This is a genomic window from Microbulbifer mixtoriginis (SeqCode), from assembly GCF_052467945.1.
Genome location: NZ_CP174328.1, coordinates 2,177,593 through 2,196,716, shown reverse-complemented (window position 1 = coordinate 2,196,716; position 19,124 = coordinate 2,177,593). Strand labels below are relative to the sequence as shown.

General features: G+C 47.2%; 23 protein-coding genes. 17 read left to right on the top strand and 6 right to left on the bottom strand.

Annotation, left to right across the window (positions count from 1 at the left end; translation table 11 throughout):
- The first annotated feature begins 76 nt into the window (after positions 1-76).
- On the top strand, positions 77-274 hold the full coding sequence (locus tag ACJJIJ_RS09630; RefSeq protein WP_444939409.1) for a hypothetical protein: 198 nt from the start codon (positions 77-79) through the stop codon (positions 272-274).
- A 629-nt stretch (positions 275-903) separates the two neighbouring features.
- On the top strand, positions 904-1,287 hold the full coding sequence (locus ACJJIJ_RS09625) for a LexA family protein (RefSeq protein ID WP_444939408.1): 384 nt from the start codon (positions 904-906) through the stop codon (positions 1,285-1,287).
- Positions 1,288-1,759: 472 nt separating this feature from the next.
- Here ACJJIJ_RS09625 and ACJJIJ_RS09620 read toward each other — a convergent pair whose 3' ends face one another.
- Positions 1,760-1,888 carry a hypothetical protein gene (locus ACJJIJ_RS09620; protein ID WP_444939407.1) on the bottom strand — a complete coding sequence of 43 codons (129 nt, stop codon included), beginning with the start codon at positions 1,886-1,888 and terminating at the stop codon, positions 1,760-1,762.
- A gap of 60 nt (positions 1,889-1,948) precedes the next feature.
- On the bottom strand, positions 1,949-2,260 hold the full coding sequence (locus ACJJIJ_RS09615) for a site-specific integrase (protein ID WP_444939406.1): 312 nt from the start codon (positions 2,258-2,260) through the stop codon (positions 1,949-1,951).
- 184 nt (positions 2,261-2,444) lie between these two features.
- Here ACJJIJ_RS09615 and ACJJIJ_RS09610 point away from each other — a divergent pair, with 184 nt between their 5' ends.
- From ACJJIJ_RS09610 to ACJJIJ_RS09600, 3 genes are all read left to right on the top strand, one after another.
- Positions 2,445-3,983, top strand: a complete 1,539-nt coding sequence (locus ACJJIJ_RS09610) for a hypothetical protein (RefSeq protein ID WP_444939405.1) — start codon at positions 2,445-2,447, stop codon at positions 3,981-3,983.
- Entirely contained in the window at positions 3,980-4,231 is a 252-nt protein-coding gene (locus tag ACJJIJ_RS09605; RefSeq protein WP_444939404.1) for a hypothetical protein, read from the top strand. Before ACJJIJ_RS09610 ends, ACJJIJ_RS09605 begins: the two co-directional genes overlap by 4 nt.
- A gap of 336 nt (positions 4,232-4,567) precedes the next feature.
- On the top strand, positions 4,568-4,957 hold the full coding sequence (locus ACJJIJ_RS09600) for a hypothetical protein (RefSeq protein WP_444939403.1): 390 nt from the start codon (positions 4,568-4,570) through the stop codon (positions 4,955-4,957).
- Between the two features lie 72 nt (positions 4,958-5,029).
- Here the strand turns inward: ACJJIJ_RS09600 and ACJJIJ_RS09595 are convergent, their stop codons facing one another.
- The gene (locus ACJJIJ_RS09595) at positions 5,030-5,866 is read right to left on the bottom strand and encodes a potassium channel family protein (RefSeq protein ID WP_444939402.1); all 837 of its coding nucleotides are present in this window, start codon (positions 5,864-5,866) and stop codon (positions 5,030-5,032) included.
- A 94-nt stretch (positions 5,867-5,960) separates the two neighbouring features.
- Here ACJJIJ_RS09595 and ACJJIJ_RS09590 point away from each other — a divergent pair, with 94 nt between their 5' ends.
- The 6 genes from ACJJIJ_RS09590 (at position 5,961) to ACJJIJ_RS09565 (ending at position 12,007) form a co-directional block, all read left to right on the top strand.
- Positions 5,961-6,503 carry a hypothetical protein gene (locus ACJJIJ_RS09590; RefSeq protein WP_444939401.1) on the top strand — a complete coding sequence of 181 codons (543 nt, stop codon included), beginning with the start codon at positions 5,961-5,963 and terminating at the stop codon, positions 6,501-6,503.
- Between the two features lie 10 nt (positions 6,504-6,513).
- Complete coding sequence (locus tag ACJJIJ_RS09585) at positions 6,514-7,440, top strand: hypothetical protein (protein ID WP_444939400.1); 927 nt, start codon at positions 6,514-6,516, stop codon at positions 7,438-7,440.
- Between the two features lie 32 nt (positions 7,441-7,472).
- Positions 7,473-8,501, top strand: a complete 1,029-nt coding sequence (locus tag ACJJIJ_RS09580; protein WP_444939399.1) for a hypothetical protein — start codon at positions 7,473-7,475, stop codon at positions 8,499-8,501.
- Positions 8,502-10,685, top strand: coding sequence for a hypothetical protein (locus ACJJIJ_RS09575; RefSeq protein ID WP_444939398.1), 2,184 nt, complete (start codon positions 8,502-8,504; stop codon positions 10,683-10,685).
- 60 nt (positions 10,686-10,745) lie between these two features.
- Positions 10,746-11,042 carry a hypothetical protein gene (locus ACJJIJ_RS09570; protein WP_444939397.1) on the top strand — a complete coding sequence of 99 codons (297 nt, stop codon included), beginning with the start codon at positions 10,746-10,748 and terminating at the stop codon, positions 11,040-11,042.
- Positions 11,043-11,119: 77 nt separating this feature from the next.
- Complete coding sequence (locus ACJJIJ_RS09565) at positions 11,120-12,007, top strand: DUF6602 domain-containing protein (protein WP_444939396.1); 888 nt, start codon at positions 11,120-11,122, stop codon at positions 12,005-12,007.
- 277 nt (positions 12,008-12,284) lie between these two features.
- On the opposite strand, the gene ACJJIJ_RS09560 is transcribed toward ACJJIJ_RS09565, so the two are convergent.
- Positions 12,285-12,917, bottom strand: coding sequence for a hypothetical protein (locus tag ACJJIJ_RS09560; RefSeq protein ID WP_444939395.1), 633 nt, complete (start codon positions 12,915-12,917; stop codon positions 12,285-12,287).
- A 130-nt stretch (positions 12,918-13,047) separates the two neighbouring features.
- Between ACJJIJ_RS09560 and ACJJIJ_RS09555 the strand changes: the two genes are divergently transcribed.
- From ACJJIJ_RS09555 to ACJJIJ_RS09545, 3 genes are all read left to right on the top strand, one after another.
- A complete protein-coding gene (locus ACJJIJ_RS09555; RefSeq protein WP_444939394.1) occupies positions 13,048-13,221 on the top strand; it encodes a hypothetical protein in 174 nt (57 codons plus the stop codon).
- A 229-nt stretch (positions 13,222-13,450) separates the two neighbouring features.
- Positions 13,451-14,575, top strand: coding sequence for an AcrVA2 family anti-CRISPR protein (locus ACJJIJ_RS09550; protein ID WP_444939393.1), 1,125 nt, complete (start codon positions 13,451-13,453; stop codon positions 14,573-14,575).
- Positions 14,576-14,926: 351 nt separating this feature from the next.
- Complete coding sequence (locus tag ACJJIJ_RS09545) at positions 14,927-15,202, top strand: GmrSD restriction endonuclease domain-containing protein (RefSeq protein ID WP_444939392.1); 276 nt, start codon at positions 14,927-14,929, stop codon at positions 15,200-15,202.
- 273 nt (positions 15,203-15,475) lie between these two features.
- Here the strand turns inward: ACJJIJ_RS09545 and ACJJIJ_RS09540 are convergent, their stop codons facing one another.
- Positions 15,476-15,832 (bottom strand): hypothetical protein, encoded by a 357-nt coding sequence (locus ACJJIJ_RS09540; RefSeq protein ID WP_444939391.1) that lies wholly within the window; start codon positions 15,830-15,832, stop codon positions 15,476-15,478.
- A 392-nt stretch (positions 15,833-16,224) separates the two neighbouring features.
- Positions 16,225-16,794 (bottom strand): DNA-processing protein DprA, encoded by a 570-nt coding sequence (locus ACJJIJ_RS09535; protein WP_444939390.1) that lies wholly within the window; start codon positions 16,792-16,794, stop codon positions 16,225-16,227.
- Between the two features lie 441 nt (positions 16,795-17,235).
- On the opposite strand from ACJJIJ_RS09535, the gene ACJJIJ_RS09530 reads away from it, so the two are divergent.
- The 3 genes from ACJJIJ_RS09530 (at position 17,236) to ACJJIJ_RS09520 (ending at position 18,770) form a co-directional block, all read left to right on the top strand.
- A complete protein-coding gene (locus tag ACJJIJ_RS09530; protein WP_444904995.1) occupies positions 17,236-17,937 on the top strand; it encodes a hypothetical protein in 702 nt (233 codons plus the stop codon).
- Positions 17,938-18,230: 293 nt separating this feature from the next.
- Positions 18,231-18,428, top strand: a complete 198-nt coding sequence (locus ACJJIJ_RS09525; RefSeq protein WP_252082020.1) for a hypothetical protein — start codon at positions 18,231-18,233, stop codon at positions 18,426-18,428.
- Between the two features lie 99 nt (positions 18,429-18,527).
- Positions 18,528-18,770, top strand: a complete 243-nt coding sequence (locus ACJJIJ_RS09520) for a LexA family protein (RefSeq protein ID WP_444939389.1) — start codon at positions 18,528-18,530, stop codon at positions 18,768-18,770.
- Positions 18,771-19,124: the final 354 nt, after the last annotated feature.

Sequence of the window (19,124 nt, the reverse complement as noted above, 5' to 3'; positions counted from 1 at the left end):
CAGGGTGCTCATGACGCATAAGAACTTCTGGCCATGGGAATATAAAGGCCTAACCAACAGAAAGAAGGAGTTGAAAATGGCGTTTTTAGAAACCAAAGACGAAATACAAGCTTGCCTGAACACTATTGATATAACTGCAGATGCAGTTGACCCGAGGTTTAGGCATATCCTCAAGGTGCAAATAAACACCCTGGACGCAGCAACCAATAACTTAATCGATGACTTAAATGCGCTCACCGAAAAGCAAGAACGGCTTAGAGAATTATTAAAGTAGTCAGGCAGGGCCAAGAGGTGGCGCAGTGGCCGATATCAACGTTGGTAAATACCTCGAAGGATATCGCTATGTGCCGTTTGATTTGTTGGTTACTAAACATTCTTCAGAATCGCCCGCGTCGTGATGTTCGGCTGTCATTGCGGTTTAGTGATTCAGGAGGTCAGTTACTGTTGCAGTGGGGGCCAAGCAAAAATAATCAGGATCGCAGCCCTGAATGAAGGTAACAGGAGAGTTGAGTAGGTTGGCTATAACAAGATAGCCAACCTTCAAAGCGCTTAGTGCGAGCAGTTTTCTGGGCAACAGTCAATTCCAGCTTCAGGGCCGGCTTGGATATCAGTCTCTAATTGCATGGGGTATGTCCTTATATTTGTTGGGTAATATAAAACCGATCGACCGGAAGCACATTACGAGTTTCATTGTCGCTGACCGGTCAATTCGTATGTGGAATCTAACGTTACCTAAAATGAAAAGATCGAACAATATTTAAATCTGGTTTGGTATGTATTTTTTTGATAGCTGCTTGTACCAATTAGGTACTCCAAAATTTTTGTGGATCAAGGGTAGGGGGCTGCATCCCGTCTGATCCCACCTGCCTTTTGCTCTTTTTTATTCTTTCTGCAGGTCTTCCTGTGTTCTGTGGCGTCAGCTGCGGCTTCCCCTTACCAGCAGATGACCACAAAGAAGAAGCTCTCAGCCTGGATGAGCATTTAATAACTAATGGTCCGGCGACATTCATGGCTCATGACAATGGCGACTCTATGCAAGGGGTGGGAATCTTCGACCGGGACATTCTCATCATTGACCGCTCCCTGACGCCAGTGAATGGTGATGTGGTAGTTGTGGCTCTGGATGGGCAACTGACCTGTAAAATCTTGGATAGAGGAAGAGGGCGGTTACTGGCAGCCAACGAAAAATATCCGCCAATCCCTATCTGGGAAGGTCAGGAGCTGATTGTGGAGGGGGTGGTTAAGGCGTCTATTCGGTACCATCGTATGGGTGACAAAAAGCACTGATTGCATGTCCAGCTTGCATAAGGGGTAACTATCGATGTTTAATACCCGCATCGCGGGGTAATATACTGGATTTTTATACAGTGGTTACCCCTGAAAATGGTGTAAGCGGTTGATTTTGAAAGGGCGGGCCAAACCTTGTGGCTCCTGAGGTCGCGGGTTCGATCCCCGTCGGCCACCCCAGATTCTTCCTTGTTTTTCAAGGACTTAAAGCCCCGCCTAGTGCGGGGTTTTTTAGTTTTGGGCCTTTGAGGGGTAATTCGAAGGGGTAATTTTTACCACAATCGATTTTTTCAGCCCCTCCGATTGGACATTCATCCAGTGTCCTTTGGCGTGTCTTCCTTTCCTTTAATCCTCGCCTTATTAAGAGAAACAACTTTATCGGTGGTGTGGTTGTAGCGCTCCATCATGCTGCGAGTCTTATGCCCGCTGAACTCCTGCTTGTCGCCTTCGAAATCTGAGATGCCTTTAATCTTTAAATCATGAAACCGGAAGCGAGCGGGTAGGCGCCGGCCTCATTGGCAGCTTTCTGTTCGCGGCTCCAGGTGCTATTAAATCCATCTCGGATGTAGCGTTGCCCAATTCGGCCACGAATCAGATACATACTTTGTGACCTGGAGCTGGTGTTGCTTTTAAGTGCCAGCTCAACCGCGTCCTGTAATCTCTACGTCCAGAGCTTCAGCTGCTTCTTGCCGGTCTTCTGTTGGCAAATTAATAAACCTTCCTCTGTAATGTCCTGTCGTTTTAATGCGAGAACATCTTGCTGTCGAGCGCCGCAGAGATATGAGATTTCCATGGCAGCGGCGTGTGCGGTGTGGCCCCTGGATTCAAGCCAGGTGTAAAAGGCTAAATATTCGGAATCTTCGACATAACGCCCACCCTGTTTTTCCTTGAGAGGATTCATCGCCTTAGTTGGGTCGCCGATCGACACGAATCCACGGGCCTTTCCCCAGCGATAAAGATGGGCGGTCAGCATCCATTAAATCACAGGGTGGCGGCCAGGCACATAGCCACGGTATTGGCAATAGCGGCTCCCATACGCATTCTGTTGACGTGCGCCCGCCATACTATGCACTTGCTTGGATAATAAAAACTTCTGAAATCACCAGTGAGAATATTGCTGACTTACTGGTTGAGTTGAGCGGCGATGAGGATACCTAATGGCTTTCTATCCTATCCGACAGTTGGGTGAGCGCGGCATTAATGTTGATACGCCTCCATTCGAGCTGCCCGTCAATGAATTCTCGGCGGGCAAAAACGTCCGATTTGCCAACGGCGCGGCACAGACTATGCCATCGCCAAAAATACTAGAGCCCCTGGCAGAGGCTCCCGTATGGGGTGCCGGCTGGGTTTCCGATGGTGTGCCGCAGCTGGCCTATGCCTCGCAAACAGAGCTGTATATACGCGAGAATGAAACCTTTGTTAAACGCACCAACAGCACAGATTTTTCCACCGGGTATTCTCCTTCGGAAAACTGGCAATCGCTGGTGTGGGGCGAAAGTGTGATATTCAATAATGGCGTAGATGTCCCGCAGATTCGTGAGCCGACAGACACGGAATTCAAAGCGCTACCTAACTGGCCAAGCAACCTACGAGCCAAATTGCTGAGCGGTTACAAAAATTTCATGGTGGCCCTGGGTATTACCGAGGACGGGGTTAACTATCCAAACACAGTGCGCTGGTCTACTGAGGCTGAGCCAGGACAAGTACCCTGGACTTGGGATGTGGTGGACCTGTCCGGCCTTGCTGGTGCTAACCCGGTGGACTCTGGAGCAAGTGAGCTAGTTGATTGTCTGCCTCTGGGTGGGGCCAATATTATCTACTCTCAGGAAGCCACCTATCTGATGCAGTTTGTCGGCGGGCAATATGTATTCGCCTTCGACAAACTACTCGACCAAGGCATTCTTTGCCGGGATGCTGTTGCCGCGTTCGACAAGTTTCACTTTGTAATTGGTTCTACTGAAATTTTTGTACACGACGGTTCCAGTACTCGACCGGTAGCGCATCGGAGAGCGAATAAAACTTTTTACAATGAGGTGGGTGACCGCACCAAGGTGCGTTGCGTAGCCAACCATAAAACAAAAGAAGTGTGGACCTATTACACTACAGGCGCGGGTAATGCTAACCGGGCTATGGTTTACAACTGGCTGGATAATACCTTCACGTTTGTAGATGTACCGGGCGTTGCTTGTGCAGTCTTTGCACCCAAACAGGGTGAAATTGTGACCTGGGAGGAGCTGACGCAGAGCTGGGCGGACCTTACTCAGAGTTGGGGTGAATTTGCTGATACCGCTTTCTACCCGGTGATGTATTACTTCAGCAGCGACGGAGCTGCCCACACCCTGCAGGAAGCCGACTTCCTCAGCACAGCGAGCACAACTCAATCGGTTTACCTGGAGCGCACCGGCATCGACCTGGACCAGCTGCTGAAAGCGCCTACGAAACAGTGGAAATTGATTAGACAAATCGTTCCGCAAATCCACGGTACAGGCAAAGTTCGCATTACCGTAGGCGGGGCCTCAACAGCCATGGGTGACGTGCACTGGCGCCAGCCGCGGGAGTTCGACGTGGCCAAAGGACTCAAGGTGGATGTACGGCTTAAGGCTCGCTATCTCGCCATCAAAATCCAATCCGTAGACGCCGGATTCTGGCGGCTGACCGGCTGGGACCTGGACCTGATTCCGGTGGATGGCCGATGAGTTACACACCGGGACCGGCGCAGCCGAGAAACCTTGAGGAGCTGTGGCGATATTTACAGGCGGAGCTGAGCAAGATACAGCGCGCTTTTACCGATTTGGAGGCGCTAGCGCCTCTCTACCGTGAGCCGCCACGACGCCCGCTGCTGGGCCTACTAGTGACTGCCGACGGCACAGACTGGGACCCCGGCCAGGGGAAGGGCCTGTATATCTGGGAAGGCAGCGCTTGGGTGCAGGTGCAAGTGCTGTGAGGTTAGAGAGAATCAAACCTGTTGCCCAAGAGTGTTGAGAACACGGAGATCAACAAGGGGGCCTGATGTTTGGAGTGTATCCAGCGCACGCTAAATCCGCGTGTGGTGATTGGGAAAAAAGTAGCTTCTCAGGGGTTGCCTGAGTATCGCCTTGAGTAGGTGGCGATTAATTATAGCCGCACCATTAGAACATTGGCGCAAATTTAATTCTTGAGAGGAGGCCGCTGCTAAATTGGTCTAGCCTGAAATCGTGACATATATTTGGGGTCATTAGAACTTAGCTAGGACTTGGCCCCATAAGATTGAGCTGGAATTCTTTACATTTAGGTGGTGCTTATGACTCGGATAAGAAGTGATGATGACGTTTGGCCTAAAAAATCTGGTAAAGCTGGTCAGTCTATCGCCCAATCAGAACATAAATCTGAGAATCAAGAATTAATTGATTTCACTAAAATCAAGGTGGCTAAGGACCTTGTCGGAGAATACGTGCTAACTGTATGGGGGAAAAACGACCCTGAAATAGAGCCTTTACTTGATCCAAAATATTATCCAGCGAAACCGGATTATTATGAGATAGAAGTATTAGGAAAACGCTTGGATAGTCCTCCCCCTAAAAAGGTGGAAAGATTTCCACTCAAATTAAGCCTTAAAAACTATATGGGTGAAAAAGGCATAGAAGTTATTGGTGCGACCAAGTCTGTTAAGTGGGACTTGCCAGAGGGGTAGAGGGGATTATGCCATCGAATCGCCTAGCCGTTCCTAGCTCGATTGCGGCTATGGCGATTCATGGTTACATTTTTAATTCTTCCAGATTTGCGATTTCAGTGAGCTGATGTGGGTCAAAAAAACATCATGGCTGTGTACCTCGCCACTTTCTTCAATGCCAGTCATAATGGCAATAAGAATATTAAATAATATTTTGGACATTTCTTCTGAAATACGATCTTGTTTTTCGCTTTCCATAGAAGTTACTGCTCCCGCACCTTCAGGTCGCTCAGACTGACATATATGTCTATAAAAGAAATCTAAAAGCTCCTTATCGTGTAGGTTGATGGTTAAGCAGGCAAGTTCAATTTGCTTTGTAAATATTTTGTATTCTCTTGTTATCATTAATCGCAGCTTGGGCGTATCTTTTAGTGCCTGAAAAAGTACTTTAAAGTTTGAGTGATTGCTGACTCCTAGGTATCCCCTGAAGGATTGCATGTCATACGCTTCTGGAATGTTGTTTGAATTTTTTGTCGCAGCCTTAATTGCCTCAGTGCAGTAAGCGGACACATGCTCTCTAAAGTACAGGTAGGAGATTTTTAACTGTTCAGCTCTGTTTTCCTGCTTTATTTTTTCTTGTCGGTCTGAGTGGTAAGTTGTGTATTTATGTAGAAGCCACCCAAAAATTGCGATTCCCAGAAGTGTTTCGAAACTTGTTAGGAAGTAACCGACTTCATTTTTAGGGGTAATATCTCCATATCCCAGCGTTGTGATTGTCACAATGCTGAAGTAGAAACTTTTACCCCACTTCATTTCTTCATCGCTTAGGCATAAATCGCAGTTTTTATAGAAAGCTGCAAAAGTTATTATCGCTAAAAAATAAGCCAAAAGTGGTAGAAGCCAGGGAAGCACTGATCGGAAGCGTTGCATGTACCTGTCCATAGTTTTTGTATCAATCTACTTATTATCACGCCAGACTTTATTCATGTAAACGAATTAGGCGTCAGGGAAATAAGCTAAATTTATGAGTTTTAACTACGGGTACAACCCATACCTCCCAGACTGGGAAACCCAGTACAGCCCGGCTCCCCCATTAATTCAGCAACCCCAAACCCAGCAGCAATCCAGCATCAACCCCATGCAGGCCATGAGCTGGTATAACAAATTTGCAGGCGGTGGCGCATCTGGTGCAGGTAGCACGGCAAGCGGTACCGCGAGCACTGGCGCGGGCGGTAGTGCAGCGGGTGGCTCCAGCTGGATAGCTTCTGCTGGCCCATGGGCTGCCCTGGCTGTACTCATTGCGGCAAATGAACACGAAGCCCGCGAAGGTGGCTATCGCGATGAGGATGACAAGGGCTACGCCCTGGATTTACTCGGCGGCAAGGTATTCGAGCAAGACGCAACCTATCGCTGGAAAGACGACCTCAATGATGCAGTGCCAGGCTCTGGCAGCATGGTCGAATCAATGGCAAATATCGGTTCTCTGGATTTCTCCAACGCTGGCAAAGCGTTTGAAGATGGATTGAAAGAAGACCCATTAATTAAAGGCATTCTCAGCCTCTTTTAACAGGTGAAACATGGGATTTTTAGACGGTCTTATGGGTGGTGGCGGCGAATCCAAAAGCCAGAGTTATCTGGATGAGGACCAGAAAGGCTACCTAAATGATATCTGGGGAGAAGGGCAAAGGCTCTACAACTCCGGGCAATCTCCAGTAGCCGACCTCACCCCAGAAATGCAGCAATATATCCAGGCTGCAATGGGGTTTGGCAACACTGCCAATGGCTATGCCAACCAAGTATCTGGCGCGTCCAGTGGTTTCGGAAATACCGCCAATGTGATGCAGGATTATTTGACCCAGGTAATGAGCGGCGGAGGCTTTCAGGCCCCAATGCAAAACGGTGTTGATATGAACACCGTGAACTCCCTGGTTAACAACGATGTTTTAAATTCGCAAATTACAGCCAGCACTCGCGACATATACCGCAACCTCAGCGAAAACCAGTTGCCGGGCATCGCCTCTGGGGCGGTTTCTACGGGCAATGCTGGCTCGACGCGCCGAGGGGTTGCTGAAGGTATTGCCATGCGCGGCGCAGACGACAGGGCCGCAGATGTTGCTGCAGGTATACGCTCCAATGCCTATAACCAAGCCGTGCAGGTCGCGGCCGGCCAATCAAGTGCAAATCAGGGTGCTCAGCTGGCAACCAATAATCTCAACACATCTCTGGCCAGTAATAACTTCGGCACCGCTGGCAATCTCTTTAATACCGGATTCGGCAACGCCTACAACATGGGCGCGGGCGGTGTGAGCATGATGGGGCAGGGCGGAAACGCGATGCAAAACTATATGCAGCAGGTAGCCATGGCACCCTGGCAAAAACTGCAGCTATATCAGGGCTCGATTGGCTCTCCAATTGTGCTCAATGAATCCACCCAGGCGGGAGGCAGTAATGGGGCCGGGGGAATCCTGGCCGGTATCGGCGGAATCATGCAGGGCATGGGGTAAGGCCCACAACTGAAACTCAACAGGATAGAGAAATGCCAATACTCAGCATGGGCGAGCCTATCGGGGCGCTCGACCAGAATTTCATAGAACCCCAACAATCCCCCACCTTCGACGCCTCAAACCCTTTTGCCCGCACCATCGACCGATACGAACAGCAGCTAATTGAAAATCAGAGTGAAGTGGAAAAACTGAAGGGCAATAAATGGGCCCGGATTGGGCGCATGCTAACCGCTGCAGGTGTGGGCCTTAACGGCGGTGACCCCTCGCAGGTTTATCGGGGATACAACAATCAACTAGCGGCACTGCAAAATCATGGCGCTAAGCTCAATTCTGGGATTGATGAAATGAACCTGAAGCGGGCAATGATGGAGCAGCAAGGTGCGGGCTCAGCAGACACAGTAGGTTCTCCGCTAACACTCGCTAATGGTAATTATGGGATTGCGGTTAAGAATCCTGACGGCTCTACCGAGGTGCGTGACCTCGGTGTTCGGTTTGACCCGAAGGTGCATAAAGTCGGTGACCAGCTCCTGACGACAACTGGCGGAAGCACGCCCGTAGAGCTCCTGTCTGATGAGCAGCTTCAGAAGGTTTATGACCAGCGTATAAAAAACAAGAAAGGTGAGATTGATTTAAAGAATAATTCTGAGGCAGAAAAAACTGCAGCGCTTAACGCTAAAACTTACAAGGCGTATCAGGCTGGAATGGAAGGTCTGTCTAAGGGAATGGATGGAACTACCACCAATCCGTTTGCAGGTTCACTCCCGGCATTGACCTCAGGGGCGCAAACGGCTGATGGTGCAGTATCGGCCATGGCCCCAATTCTCAAATCTCTATTCCGTGAGGCTGGTGAAGGTGTTTTCACTGATAAAGACCAAGAGCTACTGCTAAAGATGATTCCAACTCGGAAGGACCACCCAGAAGCCCGCAAGGCAAAACTCGAAATGGTTGACCGAATTGTTCGGGCGAAACTTGGTATCGACTTCGAAGATATTGAGCGCGATGGCCCCGAGGCAGCAGCTGACGCCGCCAACACAAATAAAGACCCACTGGGGATTCGATAAATGGCTTTAACTATCGCGGAAATACGTAAGCAATATCCTGAATATTCAGATATGAGCGATGAAGCTTTGGCGCGCAGCCTGCACCAGTCATATTACAGTGATATGGAGTTCGGGGAGTTCGCCGGCAAGATTGGCTACACACTGCCGGACCCTGCGGGCATTAACCAGCCAGGGTCTTTTGAGCGGTTTGTGGACAATTCCGTTGGAGAATTTGAAGTGTTGGGCGCGGTGGGGTCATCCGTTCTGGCCGAGCCTATTTCCGGGCTTGCGGGCATTGCCCAATCTTTAAATCCCTGGGCTGAACCGGGAGCCGGTGCCGACGCCGTAGAGGCGACCCGTGACTTTCTCACCTATCAGCCCCGCACCAAGGAGGGGCAGGATAAATTAAATACGATAGCCGGCTACATCGAGCCTATTGGTGAGGCCATGGAGTATGTTGAAAAGGGCTTGGGTGATGCGACCTATAACGCTACCGGAAGCCCAACGCTGGCTGCCGGTGCCGCCTCTGTACCAACGGCAATTTTGGAGCTGCTGGGCGTTGGCCTCGGTAAAGGCGCTGCACGAGCAAAAAGGGCCACTCCAGAGAATGTAAAAACGGAACTGACGCGACTTGGTGTGGACTCGTCTCAGATGTCGGAGGAGGCAGTTTTAAGGGTAGTTGACGGACTGAATGAGGGTGCTGACTTCTCCGGTGATGCTCTGGTGGGAGTCCTTGAAAATGTCGATATGCCAGAGGACTGGGTACCAAAGACCCGCGCCGAGCAGCAGGGGATTGAAACTAGCAACTTTGACCTATGGCGCAAACAGAATGAGGCTGCGGCCGGCGTTTACGGTAGCGATGCAGAGGAGGCAGTTAATCGTTTCACTGATTTCCGCGAGCGCCAGCTGGGCAAAGTGGTGCAGAATCAGATGGATGACCTGGGGCCGACTGAGGGGGCTAGCTCACTCGCAAGTAATGCGGGGATGCTCTATGACGGCATTTTGTCAAAGGTAGAGAATGCCAAGCAGGCCAAAACCGACGCTTACACCAGAGTGGGCGATATTGCCAAAGAACGTGGCCCGATGATGGCTGAAGGCTCGGTTATGCAAGAGGGGTTAGGTGCGGCTTATCGTGGCTTTAATGGTGATATTAAACTTGCCAGCAAGACAGAGACACCCAACGCCTACGGGTTGTATGAGGAGCTGCAAGGAGCCCTGCGCGGTGAAAAGTCTTCCGGCCTCCCGGGCGCGCTGACGGTCGCGGCCAACAAGATGGAAAGCCTGGACAATTTTGAAAGCCTGCGCCGTCGAATATCTGCTGCAGAGCGGTCCGCCGCCCCGGGCTCTGCCGACCAAGCACTACTTGGGCAAGTGCGTCGGCAATATGACAGCTGGCTTGATGAGGCAGTGGAGAATGGGAAGTTTTTTGGCTCCCCCGAGCAGCTGGACGCCCTCAAAGAAGCTCGCCGCCTTAATCGTGAATATATGCAGATAGTCAAAGGCACTCACAAGGACGGCAAGCCCACGGCTCGCACTCGCATTATCAATGATGTTGTGAATGGCCGTAGCACTCCTGAGGAAGTGGTTAAAAAGATTATCGGTGGCACCGGTAAGAAGCAGGGCGCTGCTATTGTGAAAGATTTTAAGAGGCTGTTCGGTGAGGACTCTCCGGAATTCGGAGCCCTGCGGCAGTCCGCCTTTATGAATATTTTCGGCCCCGCTTTTAAAGTGGCCAATGATGGAAGCCTGCAACTATCCAGGGGCAGCTATATCAATCGACTCTCCGACCAACTTAAGAACAATGAGAGCAACTTACGGGCACTGTTCGATGAGTCAGAGGTGGGCCGCTGGAATAAGTTTGCCGGCGAGCTGCGCAAACTACAGGAGGATGTGCGCAAGAAGAACTTTTCGGGCTCTGCGTACCACTTAGCCGGACCGATGAGTGCACTGATTGACCGGGTAGGCATCATTACCCAGTGGCTGCCGTTTATGCGTGAGGGTGCCGAGAGTGTGAGCAAGAGCCGCCGTTGGCGAGACCTGAGAAAAAACGGCTTGGCTGAAGGTGATTTCACCGTGTCCAATGACACCGCTACTTTGCTTGGAGCATTACTGGGTGGCACCCCGGCGCCCTCATGGATATCACCAGCACTATTGTTAAGTGAGGACGGCGAGCCCCGTAATCAGGGTGTCTTGGCTGTTGAGTAATCCCTCGGTCTCAGAAACTTGTGACGGTACTGGCTGTGAACGGACGAGGAATCACTCTGGATGCGCCGTTATAGTGGGGTGGCAGTACTGCGCAAACCAGGCGGCACCCTGTCCGGTCTCTATACCGCTACAGCAACCGATAACGCCAGCGTTGTAACGATAGATTCCAATCTGGATTTTACCCCCACACTAGATGGCAGCATGGAACTGCCGCTGTATATGCTCGGCCAAGCCGAGCGCTGGAGCCACCCGGCACTGATCACCGATATTAAACCCAGCGGCACCGAGCGGGTAAGCATGACTGCTGTGAATTATGATGAGCGGGTCTATGCGGATGATGATGGTTACCCTAGTTGATTGGTTGAGGGCGAGAGAGGCATAGAGGGTGTGATATATTGCAGTTGCTTTTGAATATACTGTTAGGTTTCATGCACATGAAGGAAAAATTAAAAATAGAGTTTCCCGCACAAGGGTGGAAGCAATTCCTCACCTCCAGAAAGGAAATGCTCGATGCATTTGACCGTGCACGAGAAAAGTCTCGTATTCATGAAGTAGAAACTTATCATGGGAGAGTCGCAGAAGCAGAATTTAGAAAATGGTTATCAAGTTTTCTTCCTAAAAGATATGGTGTAACCGCTGGCTACATAGTATCTCCAGGCCTCAAAAGTAACCAAAAGACGCCTCACTTTGATGTAATTATATATGATCAACTAGAGTCACCTGTGCTTTGGGTAGAAGACTCCCCAGATTCTTCTGATCATGGGAAATCTCTTGCAATACCTGTAGAATATGTCAGGTGTGTTCTTGAGGTTAAATCAAAGCTGACATCTACAACAGCACAAGATGCGGTAGAACACCTTAAAGATTTGCTCCCTCTAATGGGTGGTCCCGATGACCCAGATCAAAAATACAAATTATATTTACCGCCAACTTTTTGTTGTGGATTAGCATTCTTTGAGTTGCAGGAAAAAAACCAATTTAGTAATGCGGCTCTTGAGAAACTTATTGCTGGAAAAGAATTGCGAGGTTTCTTCGGTGGGCTTGTTCTTCGTGGGGAGGGGCACGATAAAGATGTTACTGGAAAGCTGTCACTCCTTCGCGCAAGAGAATCAATAGACAGCACTATTGGAAAGGGTAAATCATCCCTGCTGAAAGTTGGAATAGCTAAGTCTGTAAAAGCTTCCGATAATTTGCATTTTAGCGCAATGGTGATGTGGAGTGAGTCTCACTTCTCTCAGTTTGGGTTTGATATCCTAGCAATGATGCAAGGAACGTATGAAGTTGGACGCTTGTCTAGTTTTCATGGCATGGGCGCATCTTAACGGGGTCAGGTAAATGTATATGCCCGGCCAGGCCGATGGCTAGAGCTTTCAGGTGCTGATTACTGGGATTTAACTCTCTGGAGCTAAGCGAATGAGTATGGCTGCTGTGAATCATGATAAGCGGGTCGGTGCGGAAGATAATAATAGTTGGGTTTGATTGCTTGGGCGGCTATTTATTGAGCAGCCCCTGTCCACAATTAGTGATGAAAAAATTTCGACACTAATTGTGGAAGGAATTTTGCTTGAATGGTTGTTGCTAGTAATTGGTTAAAATTATCTAGTTTATATTAAATTCCCTTTTGATCTTATCGTTTATATGTTTGTCGCCCCATGCCGAGCCAGCCTTCCCTTTTAGCTCATTCTTCAAGTTGTATTTTTTAATGAACTTTAAGTACTTTTTTAAAGATTTTTCTCTTTCTTTTGCGTATGAGCTAGGGCCTTTGTTGAAAGGGTTTTCTCTCCAGCTGTTTGCATAAGATAAGTCATATAGGGCATGAATTTGCTCTTTTGAAAGGTACCATTTTTTCCCTGTGTGATCGCAGACCCCTATTTTTTTTATCCTTCTGATTGAGGGTAGATTTTCTATATGCTCGTAAATTACAGTTGATTCAGCTTCTTGCAGTGTTTTATATAAATCTTTATTTTCCCCACAAGTGTAACCCCCTGAGCTCCAGCAGACAGTTCCTGCACTTTTTATCAGTATGGGCCTTAGACCAACATTGCTTACAGTTATGGCTATTGCGAGTTTGCCTTTTCCTGACTTTGGTTCGCTTAATTGAACGTGGCAGTTTATAGCTAGACGGCCTTGGTTTTTTTTGTAATTTAGGTACGTTATGATAACTGAGAGTGTGCTCGAAATAAGGGCTAAGCTACTGACAATGATTGCTGCAGAGGATGTTGTTGTAGACATAATTTTTTAGTTTTTCCGAGCTTAAATAAATTGCCTTTATAGTTTATTGTATATGGAAATTAGTGGCTATCAAAAGTTAGATTGACGGCATCGAAGAGTTGTTATTAAAAATTTGATCGCTAGGTTTTTTATGTGTTTACTTTCTCTGTTTGTCGTAGTGGCTGCATTAAGTGACTACGAAGCCGAAGCCGAAGCCGAAGCCGAAGCCGAAGCCGAAGCCGAAGCCGAAGCCGAAGCCGAAGCCGAAGCCGAAGCCGAAGCCGAAGCCGAGTCCGAAGCCGAGTCCGAGGCCTACGACCGCTAGCAATGGCTCTCCCGCTGGTCCGATGCCGATTGCCAGAAGAATTTGCCAAGTAATGCTAATCTGCCTCCTCTTGGTTCTAGTCACTTCCAACAAAGAAAAACTGAACATTCGTGCCAAATTAGGGGCCGCAGTTAATTTGGTGTAGGGGGTTAACGATGATAATATTTTGGCTGGATTTTGAGTGGTTATTCGTTTGGGTCTACATAGTTTAATTAGAATAGAATAAGAAATGGATATTACATATAAGCTACCTCATCCGGTTCGAATTTCTTGTAATGAAATCTATGAAAGAGAAATTCATCAGCAAGATGATTTTTATGATACTGTTCTCTCTGGGGTCAAAATAGAAAATAGCTGCCTTGACTATATTGGTGCAATTTTTGATAAGAAATGTCCTTCTCTGATTGATCACTATATGACCCAAGGTTTAACAAAGCATGAGGCAATGATAGCAATATCATCAACAGCTCTACCGTATAAGTATAGAAAAACTGAGGGAACCATTTTAACAACTTCAAAAGAGCTTGATCTCCTCTTAGAAAATACCGATATAGGAGATGATATCCCTATTGCTTACTTAAGGCCACCATTTCAAAACTGCTATATAGAGTTTACAGAAAATCGTAGCTCGTCATTGTTTGTTTTTAATAGCGAGACAGGTGAACATATCCTTGAGGGTGTTTATATTTCAGAAACTGAAATTCTCCCAGGGACAGTAGAAATGGAGGCGTTTAAAAATAAGGCAGAGGTGGATGCAAGTAAGGCGCTTAGAATATTGGATTTGATGTTTACAGGTTCTCCTGTTGGTAAGCAAAACAATAAAGATGATGCTCTCAGGCTTCAAAGTTTTTACATTCAAGATGATAATAGGACAATTTTAGAAGAATTAGAATCTATTGAGTGCATGTATGGTGGTGATGCAGATTTTGTTGGCGATATTCCTTATCTTGCGAAAACACTATACCATATGGCCAAAGTTCTTTTGTTTATAAATTGTAAGCAATATAGGGATACCGCTTTTAACGAGAGGAAAGAAATAGAAAAGAAGCTTTCCTCGCTAAAAAGTTTTTCAAAAATAAACAAATATAAGAATAAGCTAAGAAAATCGTATAATCGTTTAGTTATCAAGCCTGAGGACAATGTTAAATATTTAAAGGGTGATAGTAATGAGCACCCATCAGGGGTTAAATCTAAAAAGGCACATTGGCGAAAAGGGCACTTTAGAATGCAGCCTTATGGCGTGGGAGCCTCAAAAAGAAAAATTGTCTTTATAGAGCCTACAGTTGTCGGCGGGATTTACGCAGGTAAGAAGATTTATACAGCGAAAACTAAGCCTAATGAATCAGGCTCTTGATATCATTTCTGGTGAATTCCTTAGACTTATTTGTGCTTGTTTAGTTTGGAGTTTTAGGCGGTGAAAAGTAATTGTCATGCATTCCGCTTATTTCCTGAGAGTTTGCATAATAAACAGTATTTATTCCCTCACTACGACTCCCGTACTACCTCCTAAAATAGAAGAGAGGCCGTCAGGCGCCTGATTCTGCCTATCATCCTTTCTGCTGCTCTATCTGGTTGTTTTGAGGCTGAGGCCAACAGCACTGTCAAAGACTACGACCGCCACGAATGGCTCCCACAATGGTCTGACTCTGACGGCGACTGCCAGAGCACCCGGCAGGAGCTGCTTGTACAGTTCTCTCTGGCCCCGGTGACATTCACCAATGCTAAGGGTTGCGCGGTTCAATCTGGCCTGTGGCTAGACCCATACACCGGCAACTTCTACGCCCTGGCTTCTGACCTGGATGTTGATCACATCGTGCCACTTTCATGGGCTCACGAGCACGGTGGTGCCAGTTGGACTGTAGAACTGAAGCGTCAGTTTGCTGAAGACCCTGAAAACTTGTGGCTGGTGGATGACGGCCGTAACCAAAGCAAGGGCGACAAAGGCCCGGATGAGTGGATGCCGCCCTATGAGCCAGTCTAGGCCATCTATGTTAAGCGCTTTATGGCGATAGTTGAGATGTATGGGCTAAAGTTCTAACGGAAAGAGTTAGCCCAAATGTTGGCATTCTTGGGAGAGTAGGCGATTGTCAGATCTCGGAGTTCATAATCTGCTCTATTTATTAGAGAAGCGGCCTCCCCTTATTGTGTAGGCTGCTTCTCTTAAAATAAGCTCATCAAGTGGGAGCATTCAACCTGTTGAAATACTCCTCATTATTAGTGGTATCGTGAAGTTGTTTGTGGTTATTGATAGCTTTTACCAAGAGTATTTGAAGTCTATCCACTCGCCATTGTCATTACAGTAGGCGTTAACGTCGCAATAGTTCTTACAAATCGAACCTCTGCTTATATTAATTATTGTACCTTCATGATGTGCTGCTTCAACATCTCCAAGCCAACAATCTTTTCCGGTTCTGTTGGTGGTATCAATCTCAACTTTATAGGTGCTGGATCTAAATCCTGAAGTTGTTTCCTTTATGACCCCAGTGCATTGATATAGCTCTCCCTGAAAAACAAAGTGGTGTGACAGTTGTTGCGAAGGGCAGGTAGCGCTGTTGGCCATTGTAGTGACAGAAAATAAAACTACGGCTGCTAATAATTTTATTTTTAACATCAATAAATCCTTTTTTGATTAAAAGCTTGTATCAAGTCTTGTTTTTTATTTTAAACAACATTAAGTATTTTCCTTTGCGGGAGGTGTTGAGTTCAAGTTATGAAGATATAGTTTGTGCTGTACTACCGGTAATATATGGGCACAATGGTGCCAATTGGATGTGATAGTGAGTAGATTCGTAGATAGAGATAGCTAGAACAATTTATGGGCAGCGCTTTATGGCGATAGTGGAGAAGTATGGGCTGGAGTTCTCGGAGGAGGAATCAGCCCAATAACTGGTTCTCTTAGAAGAGTAGGGTAGTTACAGCTCTAGGAGATCGTAGTCTGACTTAGTTCTTAGGGCTGTCGCCTTCCCTTCATTGATGAGTTTCATTGGGCCCTGACAGTTTAGCCTAGCGAATCCTCAGGGTTATGAGGGGCAACAGCAAAGAGGGGGTGGGGGCCTGCAGGTAGAAATCTACATGTTTCATAGTCCCACTTGATGCCGCAGACTCCACGATGACAGAAGATTTAGACAGGCCAACTTGAATTCTGTTTCTTGCTACAAAGAAGTGTCTTTGGGGTGATACGTCTTCAGGGTGTTCGGATACCCAGAGGCCTCCAGTATCGAGTATTCGCATTGCTAGCTTATAGTTTGCCCGAGGGTTTGCAGTGTGTAGGCCATGGGCAAGCACAGGGATAGTGTCTCCCCCGGCTGCCAGGGCGCCCTCATGGGCTGCGGCATCAATCCCCAGGGCTAGTCCGCTTATGACAACATTGCCCTTAGTGGTGATGTAACCTGCGATTCCTCGAGCAATCTCCAGGCCGTTTGGAGAAGCGTCTCGAGATCCAACAATCGCAACGCCTGGCCGATTTAGAAGGCTGACATTGCCGCGGGCAAACAGTGTTGCCGACGGATTGGGAGTATGTTCCAGGCCGACTGGATACTCTGGATTGCCGCGTTGAATCTCAACTATTTCCATTAAGAAGCAGTTTTGCAGAGAGCTAGTGTTAAAACTAGATGCTTAGGGTTATTGCCCCCGCGATATGGATGGTACTCAAAAAGATATTCTACGGACATGCCAAAATCCTTGTAACACTTTACATCCTAGTGAAATTTGATCGTAAATATACAGCGGAAATTTAAATCATAAAAAATGGATTTATTTTGGTTAAGCTTCTTGGTTTGGTGCGTTTTGTTTTTGCGTTGAATCATCGGCGGGCTTATCTATCACTTCATGAGTTGCTAAAGTTTTTCGAGTTGCTTTTCGTTGTAGTGATCTTATTGATGTTTTTGTACTAGTGTACAAAAGGCTGAAAAACCTTTTGAAAGGAAGGGTTTCTTTGGTCTAAAAAAAGTTTTACTTTTTTGTTTGTCTGTGTATTCTTCGCGCTCTGTTTTAAAGTGTTAAATGGATTTTTTGATGAATAAAATAATTAAAATAACCTCTGCGGTATTAGGGTTAACAATTTCCTCGGCTGTATTTTCTGCAACGTGTTCTACAAGTGGGTATGATCCAAGCAGCTATCCTAAGGGAAGCGAATATCCAGCTGTGGGCGTACCGACAACTTTTTATCACGATACCCGGCATGTTGATTACAGCGGGAAAAAGGCAACCTTCTCAACCTCTACCGGATTTATGGGATGGGATGAGTATAATTATCAGGATTTTAAATGGAGAGCCAAAGAGTCCATTACATTTACGACCAGAGGACCACACTGGGTGACAGTTAGAGATCCTTTGTCAGCCAAAACAATTTGTAATGACGTTTCGGTTCAAAATAAACCTAAAATGAGTTTGCTTTCTTTTAGTTCATCTAATAGAACAGCAAAAATAAGTTATACCGTAGATGAGTATTCCAAGTTTGCCAAAGAAAACAAGTCTATGGCAATTGTATTCCGCTGGAGGTCTGATTTCTATGGGACAACTGGTAGCGCTGGAGGAGTCACTATCAATGGCTTAAGTGGTACTGTCACCGGAAATATATCAGTCCCTGGTGGCGATGATCTCTATGAAATTGATGCCGTCCTATCAGATGGTACTTATACTGCGGCGGTAAACCTGGGCTATATTAGAACTCAGGGCGATTCTAATCGGCCATGTGAACGCTGCAATAAGAACTAGATTACACAAGGCTATGAAAATTTCACTCTAGTCAAAAGAGTGTTGTGTGCTGGGTTGACCTTTTGTGAGAACGAGTCAGCCTAGCAACCAGTCTTTTTGGGTGAGTGAGGTATACCTTCAAGCACTCTCCCGGGAGTATCCTCCAGTTTCTCATTCAGCACCCATGTTTCATGCATACCCTTACTTCCAGTGCGGAACGGAATAGGCGCCGAATTCATTCTTTTTTTATTCTGTATGTTTACACAGTATTTTGGTAAATTGCTCCTGTGTCGCCGGAAAGAAGGAGTTGGACCATGACATTTATAGATGTTGAAGCCGAGATACGCGCTTGCTTGAACACTATTGAGATGACCGCAGACACTACCGACCCGAAAATAAGGGATATGCTAAAGGTGCAGATAAACAACCTAGATGCAGCAACCAACACCCTGGTTGATGAGCTAAACACTCTTAATGAGAAGCAAGAACAGCTTAGAGAATTATTAAAGTAGTCAGGCAAGGTCAAGAGGTGGCGCTGTGGTCATGCGCCCCCTCGCCTGACGGCTCCCAGCCTTTCGACACTGTATGTATAAGTAGTATCTAGCATTACGGTGAAACTTACCCCTCTATACGGCAGCGGCGTCAGCTGCGGCTCCCCCTCACCGGCAGACGACTACAAAGAAGAAGCCCTCAGTCTAGATGATCATTTAATAACCAGCGGCCCGACGACGTTCATGGCTCGTGCCAATGGCGACTCTATGCAAGGGGTGGGAATCTTCGACCGGGACATTCTTATCATTCCCGGAGAGAGCAGGAGATTCAGTATCCTGGCCCCGTATGTCCTCCTTTGCTAGGAATATGAAGTCAAATTATCGAGAGAATCCAGAACCTGTGAACGAAGGAGGGTCGGAGGAAGCTGATCAAGTTGTTGGTATGTAACTACGAGCGGTAAAGGGGCGCAATAACCAAGATAAGGCCAGAATTGAGTTAACAGTATTTTGGCTCCGTTACTTCCGAAGATGGGAGTTGCAGGAGGTGGCAAAGGTGGCAAAAAAATCGGTAGCTAGCATTAAGATTCTATGCCAAATCATTGAGTCCAGCATAGAAGTGGGCTACAAGATGCGAGAGAGGCTTTAGCAGGGATGAGGAAAGGCCCTTTCCCTTCCAGTTAATTAAGTACAATTTTTTATTATACCAATTTGCTCTGG

Coding starts and splice junctions, on each gene's coding strand:
- ACJJIJ_RS09580 (WP_444939399.1), top strand. CDS start 7,473: ATGCCAATACTCAGCATGGGCGAGCCTATCGGGGCGCTCGACCAGAAT.
- ACJJIJ_RS09630 (WP_444939409.1), top strand. CDS start 77: ATGGCGTTTTTAGAAACCAAAGACGAAATACAAGCTTGCCTGAACACT.
- ACJJIJ_RS09590 (WP_444939401.1), top strand. CDS start 5,961: ATGAGTTTTAACTACGGGTACAACCCATACCTCCCAGACTGGGAAACC.
- ACJJIJ_RS09605 (WP_444939404.1), top strand. CDS start 3,980: ATGAGTTACACACCGGGACCGGCGCAGCCGAGAAACCTTGAGGAGCTG.
- ACJJIJ_RS09620 (WP_444939407.1), bottom strand. CDS start 1,888: ATGTATCTGATTCGTGGCCGAATTGGGCAACGCTACATCCGAGATGGA.
- ACJJIJ_RS09595 (WP_444939402.1), bottom strand. CDS start 5,866: ATGCAACGCTTCCGATCAGTGCTTCCCTGGCTTCTACCACTTTTGGCT.
- ACJJIJ_RS09530 (WP_444904995.1), top strand. CDS start 17,236: ATGAATAAAATAATTAAAATAACCTCTGCGGTATTAGGGTTAACAATT.
- ACJJIJ_RS09550 (WP_444939393.1), top strand. CDS start 13,451: ATGGATATTACATATAAGCTACCTCATCCGGTTCGAATTTCTTGTAAT.
- ACJJIJ_RS09525 (WP_252082020.1), top strand. CDS start 18,231: ATGACATTTATAGATGTTGAAGCCGAGATACGCGCTTGCTTGAACACT.
- ACJJIJ_RS09610 (WP_444939405.1), top strand. CDS start 2,445: ATGGCTTTCTATCCTATCCGACAGTTGGGTGAGCGCGGCATTAATGTT.
- ACJJIJ_RS09600 (WP_444939403.1), top strand. CDS start 4,568: ATGACTCGGATAAGAAGTGATGATGACGTTTGGCCTAAAAAATCTGGT.
- ACJJIJ_RS09575 (WP_444939398.1), top strand. CDS start 8,502: ATGGCTTTAACTATCGCGGAAATACGTAAGCAATATCCTGAATATTCA.
- ACJJIJ_RS09585 (WP_444939400.1), top strand. CDS start 6,514: ATGGGATTTTTAGACGGTCTTATGGGTGGTGGCGGCGAATCCAAAAGC.
- ACJJIJ_RS09565 (WP_444939396.1), top strand. CDS start 11,120: ATGAAGGAAAAATTAAAAATAGAGTTTCCCGCACAAGGGTGGAAGCAA.
- ACJJIJ_RS09570 (WP_444939397.1), top strand. CDS start 10,746: ATGCGCCGTTATAGTGGGGTGGCAGTACTGCGCAAACCAGGCGGCACC.
- ACJJIJ_RS09555 (WP_444939394.1), top strand. CDS start 13,048: ATGTGTTTACTTTCTCTGTTTGTCGTAGTGGCTGCATTAAGTGACTAC.
- ACJJIJ_RS09535 (WP_444939390.1), bottom strand. CDS start 16,794: ATGGAAATAGTTGAGATTCAACGCGGCAATCCAGAGTATCCAGTCGGC.
- ACJJIJ_RS09615 (WP_444939406.1), bottom strand. CDS start 2,260: ATGCTGACCGCCCATCTTTATCGCTGGGGAAAGGCCCGTGGATTCGTG.
- ACJJIJ_RS09560 (WP_444939395.1), bottom strand. CDS start 12,917: ATGTCTACAACAACATCCTCTGCAGCAATCATTGTCAGTAGCTTAGCC.
- ACJJIJ_RS09540 (WP_444939391.1), bottom strand. CDS start 15,832: ATGTTAAAAATAAAATTATTAGCAGCCGTAGTTTTATTTTCTGTCACT.